The sequence below is a fragment of the Crossiella sp. CA-258035 genome, from assembly GCF_030064675.1.
Classification (GTDB): domain Bacteria; phylum Actinomycetota; class Actinomycetes; order Mycobacteriales; family Pseudonocardiaceae; genus Crossiella.
Genome location: NZ_CP116413.1, coordinates 1444964 through 1464110 on the forward strand (window position 1 = coordinate 1444964; position 19147 = coordinate 1464110).

Here is a 19147-nt window from a genome sequence, read left to right on the forward strand (position 1 = left end):
TGTAGAGATCCTCCAGACCTAAAGGCAGGCACACGTGACGCAGTACCCGACCGTCCCGGCGCCCCAGATGCGGGCGGGCAGCGCAGGGCTGAACCTCAACGACTCGGTGTACGAGCGGCTGCTCCGTGAGCGCATCATCGTCCTGGGCTCCCAGGTCGAGGAGACCATCGCGAACCAGATCTGCGCTCAGCTGCTGCTGCTCGCGGCCGAGGACGACGAGCGGGACATCTACCTCTACATCAACTCCCCCGGCGGCTCGGTCACCGCGGGCATGGCCATCTACGACACCATGGAGCTGATCAGGCCCGACGTGGCCACCGTGGCCATGGGCCTGGCCGCCTCGATGGGTCAGTTCCTGCTCTCCGCGGGCGCCAGGGGCAAGCGCTCCGCGCTGCCGCACGCGCGGATCATGATGCACCAGCCCTCGGCCGGTCTGGGCGGCACCGCCGCGGACATCGCGATCCAGGCCGAGATGCTGATCAAGCACAAGCGTGAGATGGCCGAGCTGATCGCCACGCAGACCGGACAGCCGGTCGAGAAGATCATCGCCGACTCCGACCGCGACCGCTGGTTCACCGCGGAGGAGGCCAAGGAGTACGGCTTCATCGACCACGTGGCCAGCTCCGCCAGCCAGCTGCCGCGCGGCTGAGCGTCAGCACGAGTACGAGGAGTAACTCAAGATGAGCGAGCTTTACCGCCCTCAGTCCCGTTACGTGCTGCCGTCCTTCGTGGAACGCACCAGCTACGGGGTCAAGGAGTCCAACCCCTACAACAAGCTCTTCGAGGAGCGGGTCATCTTCCTCGGGGTGCAGATCGACGACGCCTCGGCGAACGACGTCATGGCCCAGTTGCTGTTCCTGGAGTCCGACGACCCGGACCGCGACATCACCATGTACATCAACTCGCCCGGCGGGTCCTTCACCTCGCTGATGGCCATCTACGACACCATGCAGTACGTCCGGCCGGACATCGCCACCTTCTGCCTCGGCCAGGCGGCCTCGGCGGCGGCGGTGCTGCTGGCGGCGGGCACTCCAGGTAAGCGCGGCGCGCTGCCGAACGCCCGGATCATGATCCACCAGCCCTCCACCGAGGGCGTGTACGGTCAGGTGTCGGACCTGGAGATCCAGGCGCGGGAGATCGAGCGGATCCGCCGCCAGCTGGAGTCCACGCTGGCCCGGCACACTGACAAGACGCCGGAGCAGGTCCGCCAGGACATCGACCGCGACAAGATCCTGACCGCGGAAGAGGCGAAGGAGTACGGCATCGTGGACACCGTGCTGCCGTACCGGAAGCTGTCCGCGGCCCAGTCCTGACAAGGAGCCAAGCGGTACCCGTGATCTGCGACACGCCGAGCACCCAGTAGGACTGGCGGTGCTCGGCGTGCTCGGGGGAGGCTGGGGCACTCGGAAGTATTCAGTGACAGGTCTGGATGCTTCAGAGAGCTTGTCGACCTCCCGCTTGCCGGGGTAGTGCGGGTACCGTCAACAGCGAACACGGCCAGGCGCGTCGGCAGGGCGCGCCAGAGGGGACAGAGGTCAGCGGCCATGGCACGTATCGGTGACGGCGGAGACCTGCTCAAGTGCTCTTTCTGCGGCAAGAGCCAAAAGCAGGTCAAGAAGCTCATCGCCGGCCCCGGCGTGTACATCTGCGATGAGTGCATCGACCTCTGCAACGAGATCATCGAGGAGGAACTGGCGGAGGCGGGCGACGTCAAGCTTGACGAGCTGCCCAAACCGCTGGAGATCCACGAGTTCCTCGATCAGTACGTGATCGGGCAGGACGAGGCCAAGCGCACGCTGTCGGTGGCGGTCTACAACCACTACAAGCGCATCCAGGCTGGTGACCGGGGCCGGGATGGCCGGGACGACGGCATCGAGATCGCCAAGTCCAACATCCTGATGCTCGGCCCCACCGGGTGCGGCAAGACCTACCTCGCGCAGACCTTGGCGAAGCTGCTGAACGTGCCGTTCGCCATCGCGGACGCCACCGCGCTGACCGAGGCCGGGTACGTCGGCGAGGACGTTGAGAATATTCTTCTGAAGCTGATCCAGGCTGCGGACTACGACGTCAAGCGGGCCGAGACCGGCATCATCTACATCGACGAGGTGGACAAGATCGCTCGCAAGAGCGAGAACCCCTCGATCACCAGGGACGTCTCCGGCGAGGGCGTGCAGCAGGCGCTGCTGAAGATCCTGGAGGGCACCACCGCGAGCGTGCCGCCGCAGGGCGGGCGCAAGCACCCGCACCAGGAGTTCATCCAGATCGACACCACGAACGTGCTGTTCATCGTGGCCGGGGCCTTCGCGGGCCTGGAGAAGATCGTGCACGAGCGGACCGGCAAGCGCGGGGTCGGCTTCGGCGCCGAGATCCGGTCCAAGGCCGAGATCGAGACCACCGACGTCTTCGGCGAGGTCATGCCGGAGGACCTGATCAAGTTCGGGCTGATCCCGGAGTTCATCGGCCGGCTGCCGATCGTGGCCAGCGTGATGAACCTGGACAAGCCGAGCCTGGTCAAGATCCTCTCCGAGCCGAAGAACGCGCTGGTCAAGCAGTACCAGAAGCTGTTCGAGATGGACGGCGTGGAGCTGGAGTTCACCAAGACCGCGCTGGAGGCCATCGCCGACCAGTCGGTGCTGCGTGGCACCGGCGCTCGTGGGCTGCGCGCGATCATGGAGGAGGTGCTGCTGCCGGTGATGTACGACATCCCCAGCCGCACCGACGTGGCCAAGGTGGTCATCACCGAGCAGACCGTCCGGGAGAACGTGAACCCGACGATCGTCTCCCGCCAGCCCAGCCGCCGCGAACGCCGCGACAAGTCCGCCTAAAGCGGCCAACACCGCGTACGAGAACGGCCAACACTCGGGGATTCCCGGCGTGTTGGCCGTTTTTGTACGGTGTGTTGGCCCCTGATCAGGTGTTCTGAGTGGGGCGGGGAGGCCCTCGGGGGCTTCGCGCGGTATTTGTGGATCATGCGAGCGCTGCATGTGGTCCTGCTGCCCGGGTGGCGGGGTGCTGGGCGGGGGCACTGGCTGAGCTGGCTCGCCGGACAGCTGCGCGGGCTGGGGGTGGTCGTGCACGCGCCGGCGCTGCCGGGGGCGGAGCTGGGCGAGTGGCTGGCGGTGCTGCGGGCGAGCCTGGCGGCCGCGCCGCCCTCGGCTGACCTGGTGGTGCTCGCACACGGGCTGGGCGCGAACCTGTGGCTGCACCACGCGGCCGGGGTGGACGGGCGGGACCGGCGGGCGCACCGGGTGCTGCTGGTGGCACCGCCGGGGCCGGGGTGGCGGCATCCGGAGGTGCGCGGGCTGCATCCGGCTCCGGTGGACTCGCGGGCGCTGCGGCGGGCGGCGAGCATCACCCGGCTGGTGGCCGGTCTGGGGGATCCGTACTGCTCGCGGGTGGAGGCGTTGGGGCTGGCCAGGGGGCTCGGGGTGGAGCTGGACCTGGTGACAGGCGGGGAGCACCTCAACGAGGACGCCGGGTTCGGGGCATGGCCGGAGGTGCTGGCTTGGACGCTGGGACAGGTGCCGAGTCTGGGTGGGAACAGCCCGGCCGGGGCGCGCTCGTAGTAGAACGATCGGGTGATCCTTCGCTCTGTGCCCGTCCTGACCGCGCTGGCGCTGCTCGCGCCGGGGACCCCGGTCCTGGCCGCGCCCGCGGACTGCGCGCCCCCGGAATTCACCTACACCGTGCTGTTCGCCCCGCACACGCCGCAGGGCAGCGTCGAGCGGCAGCTGACCAAGCACTGCGGCACACCAGTGCAGTACTACCCGGAGATCGGCGTGGCCGTGGCCAGCGCGGATGCCGGGTTCGATGGGCGGATCGGGGTGGACCGGGCGTTCAGCGCGGCCAAGGCCCGTGGTCCGGTCGCCGCGTCCGGTGCGCTGGCCGCGTCCGAGGTGCCGGACCGCACCGGCGAGCAGTGGGACATGCGGATGCTGCGCACCGAACTCGCGCACACCGTGACCACCGGCCGCCGGGACGTGGTGGTCGGCGTGCTGGACACCGGGGTGGACGGCAGGCACCCGGAGCTGGCACACGCGCTGGATCCGGCGCTGTCCGCGGGCTGCGAGACCGGCAGGCCCAACACCGACCCGGCGGCCTGGGGACCCAAGCACGGGCACGGCACCGGGGTGGCCGGGGTGATCGCCTCGGCCGCGGACGGCAAGGGGATCACCGGGGTGGCGCCGGGGGTGCGGATCGCCTCGGTGCAGCTGATGCGGCCGGACGGGTACATGGACCCCGAGGGCGTGGTGTGCGGGTTCATGTGGGCGGCCGAGCACCGGTTCACCCTGACCAACGGCAGCTGGTCCAGCGGGCCGTGGGCCTTCCTGTGCTCGGACCGGGCGGGGGAGGAGGTGGCCATCGAGGCGATCACCAGGGCGGTGCGGCACGCGACCCGGAGCGGGGTGCTGCACGTGTCCTCGGCCGGCAACTTCGCGGCGGACCTGACCGACCCCAAGACCGACCCGCTGCGCCCGCCGGGCAACACCATCGACAAGAACTGCCGGATGCTGCCCAATCAGCTGCCCGAGGTGGTCACCGTGTCCGCGGTCGGCTACCAGCGCAAGTTGTCCGGCTACAGCGACTGGGGCGCGGGAGTGGTGCGGGTGACCGCGCCCGGCGGCGACCGGGCCCAGGTGCCCCCGGCCGGTGCGGGCCCGGCGATGCCGCTGTCGACCACGCCGGAGGGCGGTTACGGGTCCTTCGGCGGCACCTCGGCGGCCGCGCCCAAGGTGACCGGGGTGCTGGCGCTGCTGGCGAGCAAGTACGGCCGGGTGGGGCCCAGGGGGCTGACGGAGCTGCTGCTGCGGACCGGGGTGCAGCCGATGGCCTGTCCAGATGGGGACGCGCGGTGCACGATGGATGGGCAGGGGCGGAGCAGTTTCTACGGATACGGGCTGGTTGACGCGGCGAAGGCGGTGCGCGCGGGATGACGCGGCGAGGTGTGCGGTGGCCGTTGGCCGGGGCGGTGCTGGCGTTGCTCGTGGTGCCCGCCAGCGTGGGCACGGCGGGTGGCGACCACGGCCATCCGCCCCGGCCGCCCAAGCCGCCGACCGCGGTGGCCGGCGACGGGCGGTCCACGGTCGGCGCGCTGTTCCTGGACAACGGGGCCGGGCCGCACTTCTGCACCGCGACGGTGATCGCCAGCAGACACCGGAACCTGTTGCTCACCGCCGCGCACTGCATGTTCGAGAACGAGACCGGGCCGCCGCGTGAGCGAGTGGCTTTTGTGCCGGGCTACCGGGACGGTCAGCGGCCGTACGGGACCTGGCCGGTGCGCGAGGTGGTGGTCAGCCCGCAGTGGCGGGAGCGGGCCGATCCGGACCACGACGTGGCCGTGCTGGTCGTCGACGAGGGCATCGAGGACCGGACCGGCGCGCAGCGGCTGCTGCTGGACTCGCGGCGGGAGCAGGTGGTCGAGGTGCTGGGCTACCCGGTGCGGGACGAACGGCCGGTGAGCTGCCGGAACTGGACCGCCGAGTTCAGCAGGACCCAGCGCGGGTTCGACTGCCGCGGCTACCTGACCGGCACCAGCGGCGGGCCGTGGCTCACCGCGCGCGGCGAGGTCGTCGGCCTGGTCGGCGGGTTCCAGTTCGGCGGTGACGAGGTCCTGCACAACTACAGCCCCTACCTCGGCGACCAGGCCCGCGCGCTCTACGAGCGGGCGCAGCAGGTCAGACCGGGGGCAGGTGGCGGCCGATGAAGCGGATCATGTCCGGGCTGACCCGGTCGAAGTAGCTGCCGTCGTGGCGGCCCGGTCCGGTGGCGCCGACCAGCGGGCGGGCCTGGCGGATGAACTGGCGGGTGCCCTCGATGAAGCTGTCCTCGGTGCCGCACCACAGGCCGACCCTGGCCGAGCCGAGCTTGTCGATGTGCCGCAACGGGTTCATCGACTCCCACTCGACGCTGTCCCGGAACGCCTTGCGCTTGTTCATCTCCGCCCAGTTGGTGATCAGCGCGGGGGAGATGGCCGCGGCCGCGCGCACCGGGCGGCCGCGCTCCTGGCGGCGGCGGGTGTAGAGCAGCGAGCCGAAGCCGCCCATGGAGATGCCCGCCACCGCGAACGGGTGGCCGTCGCCGAGGCCGCGTTCGGCCAGCCAGCGGGGCAGGTCCTCCAGCAGCATGGCCATCGGGTTGTCGCCGGGCTGGGCGTGCCAGTAGTTGTTGCCGCCGCCGTCGACCGCGACGAAGGCGAACGGCGGCACCGTGCCCCTGGCCACCGCGCTGGCCAGTGCGGAGGGCAGCGCGGCTGGGGCGGCGTTGCGGGCGGTGCCGAAGCGGCCGTGCAGCAGCAGGCACACCGGCAGCCCGGTCCGGTCGGCCTGCGGCGAGATGGTCACCAGGTCGACCTCGCGGTTGCGGTGCGCGGAGAAGACCCGCTCCACCCGCACCGTGCCGTTGCTGCCCGGCTTGGTGGTGCCCGCCGTACCGGCCGTGCCCAGCGTGCGCAGCACACTCGGGTCGACCTGGCCCAGCTGATCTTGGTGACTCAGCGTGGCGCCGACTCCGGCGACCGCGGCAGCCCCGGCCAGTGCTCCCCAGAGCACCGTGCGCCGGGAGACGAGCCCCCTGCCTTGACGTTCGTGCATCCCCTGCACACCCCCTCACAGAGAGAAACCGTTGACTGCTCCGTTTGTGTTACATGGCAGACGTCATCTTTGACCGATTGGTTCGCCACAGGTGGGGGTGATTCAGGACACACTGTCACTGAATGTGACTAGACAACCCCGGTCTGCCGGAGGTTGTTGATCTCTTCCGGGTGATAGCCGAGCCAGTCAAGCACCAGATCGGTGTGTTCACCCAGGTCAGGGACCGTGCCCGGAGTCCAGGCCGAGCCGGAGTCGTCCACCGGCGGGCGGAGCATCCGGACCGTGCGGTTGTCCGGAACCGGCACTTCTGCCCACCGGTCCCGAACTTCAAGTTGGGGGTGCTCGGCGAGGTCCAGCACGGTGCGGGTGCGGGCGGCGGGCACGTCGGCGGCGTCCAGGGCGGCCAGCAGCTCGGCCGCGCTGGTGCGGTCGAAGGCGGGTTGCAGCTCCGCGTGCAGCTCGGGCCGGGCGGCCACCCGGCCGGCCACCGTGGTGAAGCGCGGGTCCTCGGCCAGCTCCCGCTGCCCGGTGACCGCGCACAGCCGCCGCCACTGGCCGTCGTTCTGCACCGCCAGGTGCACGCTCTGCCCGTCGCCGCAGCGGAACGGCCCGTACGGCGCGATGCTCGCGTGGTGCGCGCCGGTGCGCGGCGGGATGTTCCCGGTGCCGGTGGCGTAGAGCATCGGCTGGTGCATCCACTCCGCCAGCGCCTCCAGCAGGGTCAGCCGCAGCGTGGCGCCCTCGCCGGTGCGGCCCTTGCGCAGCAGCGCGGCCAGCACCGCGGCGTGCAGCTGGACCCCGGCGGCGATGTCGGCCACCGAGATCCCGGCCCGGCCGGTGACCTCGCCCTCGCCGGTGAGCTCGATCAGCCCGGCCTCGGACTGGATCAGCGCGTCGTATGCCTTGCGCCCGGCGTAGGGTCCCTGCTCGCCGTAGCCGGACAGCTCGCCGACGATCAGGCCGGGCCGCTCGGCGCGCAGGGCGTCCGCGGTCAGGCCCAGGCGGCCCGCGGCGGCGGGGGAGAGGTTGCACAGCACCACGTCGGCGCGTTCGAGCAGCCGGTCCAGCACGGCCCGGCCGTCCGGGTGCTTGAGGTCGAGGGTGATCGACTCCTTGCCGAGGTTGACCCAGGCGAAGTAGCTGGAGACCGTGCCGCAGGCGGTGTCGTAGCCGCGGGCGAAGTCGCCGCCGCCCGGCCGCTCCACCTTGATCACCCTGGCGCCCAGGTCGGCGAGCAGGCGGGTGGCATACGGCACGGCGACGGCCTGCTCCACGGCGAGCACGGTGGTTCCCTCAAGTGGCTGCACGGGTTCCAGTGTGGGTCAGTCGTCCAGCACGATCCGCTCGGTGCCGGAGTAGACGTTCATCGACTGCCCGCGCAGGAAGCCGACCAGGGTGATGCCCTGCTCGGCGGCCAGCTCCGCGGCCAGCGAGGAGGGCGCGGACACCGCGGCCAGCACCGGCACCCCGGCCATCGCGGCCTTCTGCACCAGCTCGAAGGAGGCCCGGCCGGAGACCACCAGCACGTGCCCGGCCAGCGGCACCCTGCCTTCCAGCAGCGCCCAGCCGAGCACCTTGTCCACCGCGTTGTGCCGTCCGACGTCCTCCCGCACGGCCAGCAGCTCACCGTCCACTGTGGCCAGTCCGGCGGCGTGCAGACCGCCGGTGGCGTCGAAGACCCGCTGCGCGGCGCGCAACGCCTCCGGCAGCCCGCTGAGCACCGCGGGGGTGATCCGGGCCGGGTCGGCGGCGGGGGAGAAGCGGGTCTTGAGCTTGACCGCGTCCAGGGCCGCCTTGCCGCACACGCCGCAGGAGGAGGTGGTGTAGAAGTTGCGCTCCACCCCGGTCTCCGGCGGCGCGACGCCCTCGGCCAGCGCCACGTCGAGCACGTTGTAGGTGTTGCGGCCCTCGTCGTCGGTGCCCGAGCAGTAGCGCGCGGTGCGCACGTCCGCGGCCGCGCCGAGCACGCCCTCGGTGAGCAGGAACCCGTGTGCCAGCTCGACATCGTGGCCGGGGGTGCGCATGGTGACCGCCAGCGCGCGGCCGTTGACCCGCAGCTCCAGTGGCTCCTCCACCGCGAGCGAGTCCGGTCTGCGGACGACCCCCTTGGGGGAGATCCGCAGTACCGGGCGACGTGCCGTGACCCGTCCCATCCGAGGACCTCCCGACCCTGTACAACCTGGTGCGCACAGCCTAGGTTGCGCACTTAGGTTGCCACTTCAACTATATGCCTGGAGGTGTGCGGTGGCCCTCGGTTTCCTGGACCGCTCCCGGGTGGTCGCGCCTCCTGGCTGGAGCCGCTGGCTGATCCCGCCGGCCGCGCTGTCGGTGCACCTGGCGATCGGGCAGGCCTACGCGTGGAGCGTGTTCAAGTCGCCGCTGGAGGGCGCGCTGTCGCTCTCCGGCACCGCGAGCGCGCTGCCCTTCCAGCTCGGCATCGTGATGCTCGGCCTGTCCGCGGCCTTCGGCGGCACCCTGGTGGAGCGCAACGGGCCGCGCTGGGCCATGTTCGTCTCCACGGTGTGCTTCTCCACCGGCTTCCTGATCGCCGCGCTCGGCGTGGCCACCCGGCAGTACTGGCTGGTGGTGCTGGGCTACGGCGGCATCGGCGGGATCGGCCTGGGCATCGGCTACATCTCCCCGGTGTCCACGCTGATCAAGTGGTTCCCGGACCGGCCGGGCATGGCCACCGGGATCGCCATCATGGGCTTCGGCGGCGGCGCGCTGATCGCCTCGCCCTGGTCGGCGGCCATGCTGGACGGCTTCGGCAAGGACGTCACCGGCATCGCGCAGACTTTCATCACGCACGGGCTGGTCTACGCGGTGTTCATGTCCGTCGGCGTGCTGCTGGTCCGGGTGCCCGCGCCGGACTGGAAACCGAAGGGCTGGCAGCCGAAGGCGGCCGCGGCGGGCCGCATGATCACCACCGCCCAGGTGTCGGCGAACAACGCGATCCGCACCCCGCAGTTCTGGTGCCTGTGGGTGGTGCTGTGCTTCAACGTGACCGCGGGCATCGGCATCCTGGAGAAGGCCGCGCCGATGATCAGGGACTTCTTCGCCGACTCCGCGCTGCCGGTCAGCGCGGGCGCGGCGGCCGGGTTCGTCGCGCTGCTGTCGCTGACCAACATGGCCGGCCGGTTCGTCTGGTCCTCCACCTCGGACCTGGTGGGGCGCAAGAACATCTACCGCCTCTACCTGGGCGTCGGCGGGCTGCTCTACCTGACCATCGCGCTGGCCGGCGATGTGTCCACGCCGCTGTTCGTGGTGTGCGCCATGGTCATCCTGTCCTTCTACGGCGGCGGGTTCGCCACCATCCCGGCCTACCTCAAGGACCTGTTCGGCACCTACCAGGTCGGCGCCATCCACGGCCGCCTGCTCACCGCCTGGTCGCTGGCCGGGGTGCTCGGGCCGCTGATCATCAACGCCATCGCGGACGCGCAGAAGGCGGCGGGCAAGTCGGGGCCCGCGCTCTACACCACCTCGCTCTACATCGTGATCGGCCTGCTGGTGGTCGGCTTCATCGCCAACGAGCTGGTCCGCCCGGTGCACCCGAGGTTCCACGAACCCCAGCGGCCGTCCGCGGGCGAGGCCGCGGCGAGCAAGGCGGAGGCGGTCTGATGAACCCGAGGTACCGGCCGGTCCTGGTCTTCGCCTGGCTGTGGGTCGGACTGCCGTTCGCCTACGGGCTTTTCGAACTGGTGCGGAAGGTGACTCAGCTGTTCACTGGCTGACGACACCGCACGAAGGGAACCGGAATGCCGGAACAGGACGGGCACACCACGGGCACGCCCAGCTGGGTCGATGTGTCCACACCGGATCTGGACGGGGCCAGGCAGTTCTACACTGGGCTGTTCGGCTGGTCCTACGAGGTCGGCGAGGAGCGTTTCGCCCACTACACCAACGCATTGCTGAACGACCGGGTGATCGCGGGCCTCGGCCCGGCCCAGCCGGACGCGCCCCCGATGTGGGGCACCTACCTGCACACCGAGGACCTGGCCGGCACCGTCGAGCGGGTGCGCGCGGCCGGGGGCACCGTGGTGGTGGAGCCGATGCCGATCGGCGACTTCGGCTCGATGGCGCTGGCCGCCGACCCCACCGGCGCGCTGATCGGGTTCTGGCAGCCGGACACCCACCGGGGCGCCGGTCTGGTCAACGAGCCGGGCGCGCTGGTCTGGAACGAGCTGCGCACCACCGATGTGGCCACGGCGAAGTCCTTCTACGGCAACGTCTTCGACTACACCTTCAGCGAGGTGCAGGGCGCGCCGGAGTGCCCGGTGTTCCAGCTGGGCGAGCGGCAGGTGGCCAGCGCCGAGCCGGTGCACCGGGAGGAGGAGCGGCCGCACTGGCTGGTCTACTTCGGCACGTCCGATGTGGACGCCACCGCGGCGCGGGCCACCGAGCTCGGCGGCTCGGTGGTGGAGGAGCCCAGCGACACCGCCTACGGGCGGATGGCCGTGCTCGCCGACCCGTGGGGCGCGGAGTTCGCGGTGCTGCACCTGCCGGATTGAGCCCCACGCCGAGGCCGGACCCGATAGCCTGACCCGGCTATGCATGGATACGGCCTCGACCACGAGGAACTGCGCGCGCTGGCCCGGCGGTTGTCCTTGGCGGTCAAGGACATCGAGGCCACCCGCAAGAGCTGGGACTCCGGCACCAGGGACGGCGCGACCTTCCCGACCACCGAGGCCGGCGCCGCGCACCTGGCCTTCCAGCAGCACCTCTTCGACAACCTGCGCGGCCGGATCAACGCCATCGACACCCTGGTCAACCAGGCCAGGGACACCCTGGCGGGTTACGCCACCGCCGATGACGCGCAAGGCTTCCGGCAGGTCCCGCGGTGAGCCGGGGCGACCGCCACGACCTGACCGAGCGGGCCACCGTGCTGGCCAACCTGGCCGAGACGATCACCCTGGACACCATCGAGGACACCATCCGGATGGGCATGACCCGGCTCGGCCCACTGATCGGTGACGCGGCCCGCCTTGCCGACCTGGCCGCGGCCTACCGGGCGGCCGCCACCGAGCTGCGCGACACCGGGGCCGAGCTGCTCGCCGAGTACGCGCAAACCGTGCCCTGGCAAGGGGAAGCGGCGGCCGAGGCAGCCGCGGTGATCACCACCCAGGGCCGCAAGCTCGGTGAGGACGCGGAGGTCCTGGCCGCGATCTCCGCGCTGCTGTCCGGGCACGCCGAGCGCTTCGCCCAGGCCCGGCGCGAGCACGAGGAGCTGCACCAGCGCTTCGTCGACCTCCGCCACCGGGTGAGCCTGGTGCTGCCGGTGCTGCACCTGGATCCCGGTGGCGCGCTGGCCTTCACCGCGCTGGTGGCGGACGCGCTGACCGACTCGGCCGCGCTGCTGGAGTCGGTGCGCGCGGACGCCGACGCGGTGGCCGAGGGCCTGCGCCGGGTCCAGGACGGCGGGGTGGCCGCGGCCAGGGAGCTGGCCACACACCGCTGACCCACTAGCCCCGGCGCGGCTCCAGCCGGACCACGATCGACTTGGACATGGGCGTGTTGGACACCCGCGCCGTGGCATCCAGCGGCACCAGGGCGTTGGCCTCGGGGAAGTAGGCCGCCGCGCAGCCGCGCGCGGTCGGGTAGGCGATCACCCGGAACCGCTCGGCCCTGCGCTCCTTGATCTTCTGCGGGTCCTGCGCCCACTCGCTGATCAGGTCCACGATCGTGCCGTCCGGGATCTCCAGCTCGGCCAGGTCCTCCGGGTTCACGAACACCACCCGGCGGCCGTCCTGCACGCCCCGGTAGCGGTCGTCCAGGCCGTAGATGGTGGTGTTGTACTGGTCGTGGCTGCGCACGGTCTGCAACAGCAGCCGCCCGGCCGGCAGTTCGGGGGCCTCGAAGGTGTTCACCGTCAGGTTGGCCCGGCCGGTGCTGGTCTCGAAGGTGCGGGAGTCCCTCGGCGGGTGCGGCAGCACGAAGCCGTCCGGCTGGCGGACCCTGCGGTTGAAGTCGGCGAAACCCGGTACCACGCGGGCGATCCGGTCCCTGATCTTGTCGTAGTCCCGCTCGAACTGCGCCCACGGCACCGGGTGCCCGTCGCCGAGGGTGGCCCGCGCGGCCCGGCAGATGATCGCCACCTCGGAGAGCAGTGCGGGCGAGGACGGCTTGAGCCGCCCGCGGGAGCGGTGCACCACCGACATCGAGTCCTCGACCGTGACGAACTGGTCCTTGCCCGCCTGCGGGTCGCGGTCGGTGCGGCCCAGGGTCGGGAAGATCAGCGCGGTGCGGCCGTGCACCACGTGCGAGCGGTTCAGCTTGGTGGAGACCTGCACGGTCAGCGAGCAGTTGCGCAGCGCGGCCTCGCTGACCTCGCTGTCCGGGGTGGCCGCGGCGAAGTTGCCGCCCATGGCCAGGAACACCCTGGCGTGCCCGTCCCGCATGGCGCGCAACGACTCCACCGTGTCGAGGCCGTGCCTGCGCGGCACGGTGATGTGGAACTCGTGCTCCAGCGCGGCCAGGAACTCCTCCGGCATCTTCTCCCACACGCCCATGGTGCGGTCGCCTTGCACGTTGGAGTGCCCGCGCACCGGGCACACGCCCGCGCCCGGCTTGCCGATCATGCCCCTGGTCAGCAGGACGTTCACGACCTCCTGGATGGTGGGCACCGAGTGCTTGTGCTGGGTGAGCCCCATCGCCCAGCAGACCACCGTGCGCTCGGAGTCCATCAGCATCCGGCTGAACCGGGCGATCTCCTTGCGGGACAAGCCGGTCGCCCGGTCCACCTCGGACCAGTCCAGCTGCTGCAGGTGCTCGGCGTAGGCCTCGAAACCGTGCGTGTGCCGCTGCACGAAGTCCCAGTCCACCACGGTGCCCGGCGCGGCCCGCTCGGCCAGCAGCAGCAGGTGCCCGACGGCCTGGAACAGCGCCAGGTCGCCGCCGAGGCGGATCTGCAGGAACAGGTCGGCCAGCGGGGTGCCCCGCCCGATCAGGCCGCGCACGTTCTGCGGGTTCTTGAACCGCATCAGCCCGGCCTCGGGCAGCGGGTTCACCGCGACGATCTTCGCGCCGCGCTGCTTGGCCTGCTCCAGCGAGGACAGCATGCGGGGGTGGTTGGTGCCGGGGTTCTGGCCCACCACCACGATCAGGTCCGCGGACTCCAGGTCGGCCAGGCTGACCGAGCCCTTGCCGATGCCGATGGTCTCCTTCAGCGCCGCACCGGAGGACTCGTGGCACATGTTGGAGCAGTCCGGCAGGTTGTTCGTGCCCAGGCTGCGGGCGAACAGCTGCCACAGGAACGCGGCCTCGTTGCTGGTGCGGCCGGAGGTGTAGAAGATCGCGTCATCCGGCGAGGGCAGCCCGCGGAGCTCCTCGGCCAGCAGCTCGAAGGCGCTGTCCCAGGAGATCGGCTCGTAGTGGGTGCCGCCGGGCCGCAGCACCATCGGCTCGGTCAGCCTGCCCTGCTGGCCCAGCCAGTAGTCGGTCTTGGCAGCCAGCTCGCGGACCGGGTGCGCGGCGAAGAACTCCCGGCCCACGGTGCGCTTGGTCGCCTCCTCGGCCACCGCCTTGGCGCCGTTCTCGCAGAACTCGGCCACCTTGCGGTGCCCCTGGGCTTCCGGCCAGGCGCAGCCGGGGCAGTCGTAGCCTTCGCGCTGGTTCAGCAGCCGCAGGGTGCGGGCCGAGCGCAGCGCGCCCATCTGCTCGACGCCGTGCCGCAGCGAGACCAGGACCCCGGGGATCCCGGCGGCCCACTGCTTGGGCCGGGAGACCGACAGCCCGGTCTCGTCGACATCGTGTTCGGGTGCCTCACGCGCCATGACACCATCCTGCGCTCGGGTGCCCACAAACCACCAATCGGGCGTAGCTCGCACTTCACCCGTCCGGAGTAGCAAGCCATTCCCGCAGCACCGCCGCGTCCCGCCGGAACACCTCCGGAGAATCCCCCGGCACGAACTCCACCAGCGCGTACCGGTCCCGCCCGTCCGCCGCGAGCTCGGTCAGCACCGGTCGCCACAGGTCCTCCCGATCGGCCAGCGCCAGCCGGTCCTTCCCACCCCCTGGACCCCAGCTGAACACGTGCGCGGTCACCAGCTCCGGCAACAGCGCCCGCACCTCGGTCAGCGCGGAACCCACGTCCTGCCCACCGGCCGGCTGCCAGTACGGCACCACCTCGGCCCGGTCCACCTCGGCGAACAACGCGGTCGCCGAGGCCAGCGTGTCGGTCAGGGTGTTCCGGTGGTACTCCACCGCGATCCGGATGCCCACCTCCGCGGCGGCCTCGGCCGCCCGCCGCAACGCGTGCACGGTCGCCGCCCGCTCGTCGGGACTCGCCTCAGCCGACCCGAGCTTCCCGGCCCACACCCGGATCAACGGCGCGCCGAGCACGGCCGCGGTGCGCACCACCGGCGCCAGCTCGGCAGGATCGCTGTGCCCAGCCCGGTAGTAGGACCCGTAAGCGGCCACGGCCAGCCCAGCCTGAGCGGTCAGCTTCCGGGTGGCCTCGGCCGCGGCAAGATCACCGGCCGGGACATGGACGTCGCCACCCCACTCGATCGCTGACAACCCGGCTTCTTCCACCAGCCGCACCACCTCGGGCACACCCAGTTGCCGGAAGGTCACCGAGACCAGCCCAGGAACGATCACGGCATCTCCTTGCGGCTACCAGCGGAATACGCTTTCCGAACATCTTACCGGCGACAACTTGCCGCGTTGGGAGGCGTGGCGCGCCAGCGACACGCCGGGCCTTTTGACCCAGCGGTGGGTTTGATTTTTTCGCGTCGTGCGTTCGTGACCCCGACACTCCGAAGCTTGCTTCGCGTGTGTCGGGGTCACGAACACACGACTCAGGAGCGAAAAAATCCCGCGTGCGGAGCACGCCAATGTGACAGCTACGGCTTGCGAGCACCTCACGGCGCGGCTTCCGTCCCCGAAGCCCTACTTGCACCCGTCCTCGTCATCCATCGGGCTGTTCGGATCAAAATAATGCTTCCGATCATGCTTGGCCGTAGGCCCACCCGGCTTCTGCTTCTCCCGATAAGTAGGAGCCAGCAGTTCCTTCTCCGACTCCGCACAGCTCATCAGGTAGTCGTACCCGTCGAACTTCTCGCCCCACCACACCCCGTGCTGGCTCTTGCGGATCTGCGGGTTGTCCTCCAGCGTCCACTCGCCCGCACGCCGCTGGATCGCGATGATCTCGTGCGGATCGCTGATCTTCTCCGCCTGCTCCGGCTCAAAGGCGAAGGCGAACACGTAGTTCGTGCTGGCCGTCAGCTTGCCCTTGCCGTCCACGAACAGCTTCATCTCACCCTTGACCTTGGGTTCGACCTTGAGCAGCTTGTAGCCGGGCGCGATCCGCGTGTACAGGTACGAGCCCCCGTCGGCGGGCAACTTCTCCTTCTCCCGGTGCTCGTCGTACTGCTCCTGCGCCTCGGGCGCGAGCAACTTGAACACGTGCTCGGTCTGCCCCTCCACGATCACCCTGCGGTCCAGCCTGCCGGTGACCAGCACCTGGCGCACCCGCTCGCCGAAGGCCTTCACCTGGGCCGCGCTGTACTTGCCGAGCGGGCCGGTCTCCGGCACGGTGATCCCGGCCGCGCCGTCGGGCCACGGCCCGGCCTCGGTGCCCAGGAACGGGGTGGTCAGGTTGACCCTGGGGGTGCTGGTGGCGGAGGAGCCGCTGGCGTCGGGGGTCAGGCCGGTCAGCAGGCCCGCGCGCTGCAGCACGACTCCGGTCGCGCCCAGGGCGATGACCAGGCCGAATCCCAGGAAACGGCCGCCGTTGCGACGCCAGAAGGCACGGCGCTTGGTCGCGCGCACCTGAGGGTCCTCGCCCATGTCACCCCCCGTTCGAGTGAAAACGTGCCGAGGTTAGCAGCGCCCGGCCCTCACCAGCGAGCCTTGCCGCTGGTGGGGCTCGGTGCGACCAGCGGGAATCCCGTTTCCGCAGCCCCCGTAGAATCGACGACTGTGACCGAGACCCTTCCGCAGCAGGCCCGCACCGATCTCCCCGCCCAGTTCTCCCCGGCGGAGGTAGAGGGCGAGCTGTACCAGCGCTGGGTCGAGCGCGGCTACTTCACCCCCGACGCGGGCAGTGACAAGCCCCCGTTCACCATCGTCATCCCGCCGCCCAACGTCACCGGCAGCCTGCACATCGGGCACGCCTTCGAGCACACGCTGATCGACCTGATCATCCGGCGCAAGCGGATGCAGGGCTTCGAGACGCTGTGGCTGCCGGGCATGGACCACGCCTCCATCGCGGTGCACGCGCTGGTGGAGAAGCAGCTCGCGGCCGAGGGCACCAGCCGCCGGGAGCTGGGCCGGGAGGCCTTCATCGAGCGCACCTGGGCGTGGAAGGCCGAGTACGGCGGCAAGATCCTGGCCCAGATGCGCCGCCTCGGCGACAGCGTGGACTGGACCAGGGACCGCTTCACCATGGACGAGAAGTCCAACCGCGCGGTCCTGACCATCTTCAAGAAGCTCTACGACGAGGGCCTGATCTACCGGGCCGAGCGGCTGGTCAACTGGTCGCCCGTGCTGCGCTCGGTGCTCTCCGACGCCGAGGTCGACCACGAGGAGGTCGAGGGCGAGCTGGTCTCCATGCGCTACGGCGACGGGGACGCCTCGATCGTGGTCGCCACCACCAGGGTGGAGACCATGCTGGGCGACACCGCGGTCGCGGTGCACCCGGCGGACGAGCGGTACCAGCACCTCATCGGCACGCTGATCGAGCTGCCGCTGACCGGGCGCAAGATCCCGGTCGTGGCCGATGAGCACGTCGACCCGGAGTTCGGCACCGGCGCGGTCAAGGTGACCCCGGCGCACGACCCGAACGACTTCGAGATCGGCAAGCGGCACCAGCTGCCGATGCCGACGATCATGGACGAGCAGGGCCGGATCGCGAACAGCGGCACCGAGTTCGACGGCATGGACCGGTTCGAGGCGCGGGTGGCCATCCGCGAGGCGCTGCGCGCGCAGGGCCGGATCGTCGCGGAGAAGCGCCCGTACCTGCACAGCGTCGGGCACAGCTCGCGGTCCAAGGAGCCGATCGAGCCGCGCCTGTCGCTCCAGTGGTTCGTCAAGGTCGGCCCGCTGGCCAAGGCCGCCGGCGACGCGGTCCGCGAGGGCAAGGTCGCGATCAACCCGCCGGAGATGGCCAAGCGCTACTTCGACTGGGTCGACAACTTGCACGACTGGTGCATCTCCCGGCAGCTGTGGTGGGGCCACCGGATCCCGGTCTGGTACGGCCCTGACGGCGAGCAGATCTGCCTCGTCCCTGACGAGCAGCCGCCGGCCGGCGAGGGCTGGCGCCAGGACGAGGACGTGCTGGACACCTGGTTCTCCTCGGGGCTGTGGCCGTTCTCCACGCTGGGCTGGCCGGAGCAGACCGACGACCTGGCCAAGTTCTACCCGACCAGCGTGCTGGTCACCGGCTACGACATCCTGTTCTTCTGGGTCATCCGGATGATGATGTTCGGCCTGTACGCGATGGACGGCGTGCCGCCGTTCCACACCATCGCGCTGCACGGCATGGTCCGGGACCAGTACGGCAAGAAGATGTCCAAGACCATCGGCAACGTGGTCGACCCGCTGGACTGGATGGACCGCTTCGGCACCGACGCGCTGCGCTTCACCATGGCCCGCGGCGCCAACCCCGGCACCGACGTGCCGATCAGCGAGGAGTGGGTCGCCGGCTCCCGCAACTTCGGCACGAAGCTGTGGAACGCCACCAGGTTCGCCATGATGAACGGCGCCACGGTCGCCGAGCCGGTGCCCGCGCGGGAGTCGCTCACCGACGCCGACCGGTGGATCCTGGACCGGCTGGACTCGCTGGTGTCCGAAGTGGACGGTCTGCTGGAGGACTACCAGTTCGCCAAGTCCACCGAGGCGCTCTACCACTTCGTCTGGGACGAGTTCTGCGACTGGTACCTGGAGCTGGCCAAGGTCCAGCTGGGCGACGACCGGGCGGCGGCCACCCGCGCGGTGCTCGGCCACGTCCTCGACGTCGTGCTGCGCCTGCTGCACCCGGTCTCCCCGTACCTGACCGAGACGCTGTGGACCGCGCTCACCGGTGCGGAGTCGCTGGTGGTCGCGCAGTGGCCGAAGCCCTCCGGCGCGACGGCTGATCCCGTTGCGGCGGAACGGATCGCGGCCGTGCAGCAGCTGGTCACCGAGATCCGCCGGTTCCGCTCGGACCAGGGCATCAAGCCCGGTCAGCGGGTGGCCACCCGGCTCTCCGGGATGGACGCGGCCGGGCTGACCGCGCTGACCGCCTCGGTCCGCGCGCTGGTGAAGCTGGACGAGCCGGGCGAGGGCTTCACCGCCTCGGCCGACTTCGAGCTGAACCTGCCCACCGGCACGGTCACCATCGAGCTGGACACCTCCGGCGCCATCGATGTCGCGGCCGAGCGCAAGCGGCTGGCCAAGGACCTCGCGGTGAACGAGAAGGAGCTCGCCGGCTGCGTGGCCAAGCTGAACAACCCGGCGTTCACCGACAAGGCGCCAGCCGCGGTGGTGGAGAAGATCACCGAGCGCAAGGCGGCGGCCGAGGCCGAGATCGAACGGATCACCGCGCGGTTGGCTTCTCTGCCCCCGGCCTGATTAGCTGG

The 19147-nt window shown here is 70.7% G+C and carries 18 protein-coding genes; 12 read left to right on the forward strand and 6 right to left on the reverse strand.

Annotation, left to right across the window (positions count from 1 at the left end; translation table 11 throughout):
* Window positions 1–67 precede the first annotated feature (67 nt).
* The 6 genes from N8J89_RS06920 (at window position 68) to N8J89_RS06945 (ending at window position 5704) form a co-directional block, all read left to right on the forward strand.
* Entirely contained in the window at window positions 68–649 is a 582-nt protein-coding gene (locus tag N8J89_RS06920; RefSeq protein ID WP_283666110.1) for an ATP-dependent Clp protease proteolytic subunit, read from the forward strand.
* A 31-nt stretch (window positions 650–680) separates the two neighbouring features.
* Complete coding sequence (locus N8J89_RS06925; RefSeq protein WP_252486569.1) at window positions 681–1313, forward strand: ATP-dependent Clp protease proteolytic subunit; 633 nt, start codon at window positions 681–683, stop codon at window positions 1311–1313.
* A 231-nt stretch (window positions 1314–1544) separates the two neighbouring features.
* Window positions 1545–2825, forward strand: a complete 1281-nt coding sequence (gene clpX, locus N8J89_RS06930) for an ATP-dependent Clp protease ATP-binding subunit ClpX (RefSeq protein ID WP_252486570.1) — start codon at window positions 1545–1547, stop codon at window positions 2823–2825.
* 144 nt (window positions 2826–2969) lie between these two features.
* Window positions 2970–3566, forward strand: a complete 597-nt coding sequence (locus N8J89_RS06935) for an RBBP9/YdeN family alpha/beta hydrolase (protein ID WP_283663515.1) — start codon at window positions 2970–2972, stop codon at window positions 3564–3566.
* A 27-nt stretch (window positions 3567–3593) separates the two neighbouring features.
* Window positions 3594–4934 (forward strand): S8 family peptidase, encoded by a 1341-nt coding sequence (locus N8J89_RS06940; RefSeq protein ID WP_283663516.1) that lies wholly within the window; start codon window positions 3594–3596, stop codon window positions 4932–4934.
* On the forward strand, window positions 4931–5704 hold the full coding sequence (locus tag N8J89_RS06945; RefSeq protein WP_283663517.1) for a trypsin-like serine peptidase: 774 nt from the start codon (window positions 4931–4933) through the stop codon (window positions 5702–5704). The genes N8J89_RS06940 and N8J89_RS06945 overlap by 4 nt, the downstream gene beginning before the upstream one ends.
* On the opposite strand, the gene N8J89_RS06950 is transcribed toward N8J89_RS06945, so the two are convergent.
* The 3 genes from N8J89_RS06950 to fdhD all read right to left on the reverse strand — a co-directional run bounded on the left by N8J89_RS06950 (window position 5676) and on the right by fdhD (window position 8743).
* The gene (locus N8J89_RS06950; protein ID WP_283663518.1) at window positions 5676–6590 is read right to left on the reverse strand and encodes an alpha/beta hydrolase; all 915 of its coding nucleotides are present in this window, start codon (window positions 6588–6590) and stop codon (window positions 5676–5678) included. The genes N8J89_RS06945 and N8J89_RS06950 overlap by 29 nt on opposite strands.
* Window positions 6591–6718: 128 nt before the next feature.
* Window positions 6719–7897 (reverse strand): CaiB/BaiF CoA transferase family protein, encoded by a 1179-nt coding sequence (locus N8J89_RS06955; RefSeq protein WP_349497449.1) that lies wholly within the window; start codon window positions 7895–7897, stop codon window positions 6719–6721.
* A 15-nt stretch (window positions 7898–7912) separates the two neighbouring features.
* On the reverse strand, window positions 7913–8743 hold the full coding sequence (gene fdhD, locus N8J89_RS06960; protein ID WP_283663519.1) for a formate dehydrogenase accessory sulfurtransferase FdhD: 831 nt from the start codon (window positions 8741–8743) through the stop codon (window positions 7913–7915).
* 91 nt (window positions 8744–8834) lie between these two features.
* Here fdhD and N8J89_RS06965 point away from each other — a divergent pair, with 91 nt between their 5' ends.
* Genes N8J89_RS06965 through N8J89_RS06980 form a run of 5 tightly spaced genes read left to right on the forward strand, consistent with a single transcriptional unit; the run spans window position 8835 to window position 12045 of the window.
* Window positions 8835–10208, forward strand: coding sequence for an OFA family MFS transporter (locus tag N8J89_RS06965; RefSeq protein ID WP_283663520.1), 1374 nt, complete (start codon window positions 8835–8837; stop codon window positions 10206–10208).
* Window positions 10208–10321 (forward strand): MFS transporter small subunit, encoded by a 114-nt coding sequence (locus N8J89_RS41860; RefSeq protein ID WP_502868425.1) that lies wholly within the window; start codon window positions 10208–10210, stop codon window positions 10319–10321. Before N8J89_RS06965 ends, N8J89_RS41860 begins: the two co-directional genes overlap by 1 nt.
* 24 nt (window positions 10322–10345) lie before the next feature.
* Window positions 10346–11098, forward strand: coding sequence for a VOC family protein (locus tag N8J89_RS06970; protein WP_283663521.1), 753 nt, complete (start codon window positions 10346–10348; stop codon window positions 11096–11098).
* A 39-nt stretch (window positions 11099–11137) separates the two neighbouring features.
* Window positions 11138–11431, forward strand: a complete 294-nt coding sequence (locus N8J89_RS06975; RefSeq protein WP_283663522.1) for a hypothetical protein — start codon at window positions 11138–11140, stop codon at window positions 11429–11431.
* Window positions 11428–12045 carry a hypothetical protein gene (locus N8J89_RS06980; protein WP_283663523.1) on the forward strand — a complete coding sequence of 206 codons (618 nt, stop codon included), beginning with the start codon at window positions 11428–11430 and terminating at the stop codon, window positions 12043–12045. The genes N8J89_RS06975 and N8J89_RS06980 overlap by 4 nt, the downstream gene beginning before the upstream one ends.
* A 4-nt stretch (window positions 12046–12049) precedes the next feature.
* Here N8J89_RS06980 and N8J89_RS06985 read toward each other — a convergent pair whose 3' ends face one another.
* From N8J89_RS06985 to N8J89_RS06995, 3 genes are all read right to left on the reverse strand, one after another.
* Entirely contained in the window at window positions 12050–14359 is a 2310-nt protein-coding gene (locus tag N8J89_RS06985) for an FdhF/YdeP family oxidoreductase (RefSeq protein WP_283663524.1), read from the reverse strand.
* 55 nt (window positions 14360–14414) lie between these two features.
* Window positions 14415–15185 carry a sugar phosphate isomerase/epimerase family protein gene (locus tag N8J89_RS06990; RefSeq protein ID WP_283663525.1) on the reverse strand — a complete coding sequence of 257 codons (771 nt, stop codon included), beginning with the start codon at window positions 15183–15185 and terminating at the stop codon, window positions 14415–14417.
* A 291-nt stretch (window positions 15186–15476) separates the two neighbouring features.
* Window positions 15477–16376 carry a hypothetical protein gene (locus N8J89_RS06995; RefSeq protein ID WP_283663526.1) on the reverse strand — a complete coding sequence of 300 codons (900 nt, stop codon included), beginning with the start codon at window positions 16374–16376 and terminating at the stop codon, window positions 15477–15479.
* Window positions 16377–16508: 132 nt separating this feature from the next.
* Between N8J89_RS06995 and N8J89_RS07000 the strand changes: the two genes are divergently transcribed.
* Window positions 16509–19139: a valine--tRNA ligase gene (locus N8J89_RS07000; protein WP_283663527.1), complete on the forward strand. Its 2631-nt coding sequence runs from the start codon at window positions 16509–16511 to the stop codon at window positions 19137–19139.
* The last annotated feature ends 8 nt before the right edge of the window (window positions 19140–19147 follow it).

Excerpts from the sequence above, each read along its gene's own strand:
- N8J89_RS06920 (WP_283666110.1), top strand. The coding sequence starts at position 68 with ATGCGGGCGGGCAGCGCAGGGCTGAACCTCAACGACTCGGTGTACGAG.
- N8J89_RS06925 (WP_252486569.1), top strand. The coding sequence starts at position 681 with ATGAGCGAGCTTTACCGCCCTCAGTCCCGTTACGTGCTGCCGTCCTTC.
- clpX (WP_252486570.1), top strand. The coding sequence starts at position 1,545 with ATGGCACGTATCGGTGACGGCGGAGACCTGCTCAAGTGCTCTTTCTGC.
- N8J89_RS06935 (WP_283663515.1), top strand. The coding sequence starts at position 2,970 with ATGCGAGCGCTGCATGTGGTCCTGCTGCCCGGGTGGCGGGGTGCTGGG.
- N8J89_RS06945 (WP_283663517.1), top strand. The coding sequence starts at position 4,931 with ATGACGCGGCGAGGTGTGCGGTGGCCGTTGGCCGGGGCGGTGCTGGCG.
- N8J89_RS06950 (WP_283663518.1), bottom strand. The coding sequence starts at position 6,590 with ATGCACGAACGTCAAGGCAGGGGGCTCGTCTCCCGGCGCACGGTGCTC.
- fdhD (WP_283663519.1), bottom strand. The coding sequence starts at position 8,743 with ATGGGACGGGTCACGGCACGTCGCCCGGTACTGCGGATCTCCCCCAAG.
- N8J89_RS41860 (WP_502868425.1), top strand. The coding sequence starts at position 10,208 with ATGAACCCGAGGTACCGGCCGGTCCTGGTCTTCGCCTGGCTGTGGGTC.
- N8J89_RS06970 (WP_283663521.1), top strand. The coding sequence starts at position 10,346 with ATGCCGGAACAGGACGGGCACACCACGGGCACGCCCAGCTGGGTCGAT.
- N8J89_RS06975 (WP_283663522.1), top strand. The coding sequence starts at position 11,138 with ATGCATGGATACGGCCTCGACCACGAGGAACTGCGCGCGCTGGCCCGG.
- N8J89_RS06985 (WP_283663524.1), bottom strand. The coding sequence starts at position 14,359 with ATGGCGCGTGAGGCACCCGAACACGATGTCGACGAGACCGGGCTGTCG.
- N8J89_RS06995 (WP_283663526.1), bottom strand. The coding sequence starts at position 16,376 with ATGGGCGAGGACCCTCAGGTGCGCGCGACCAAGCGCCGTGCCTTCTGG.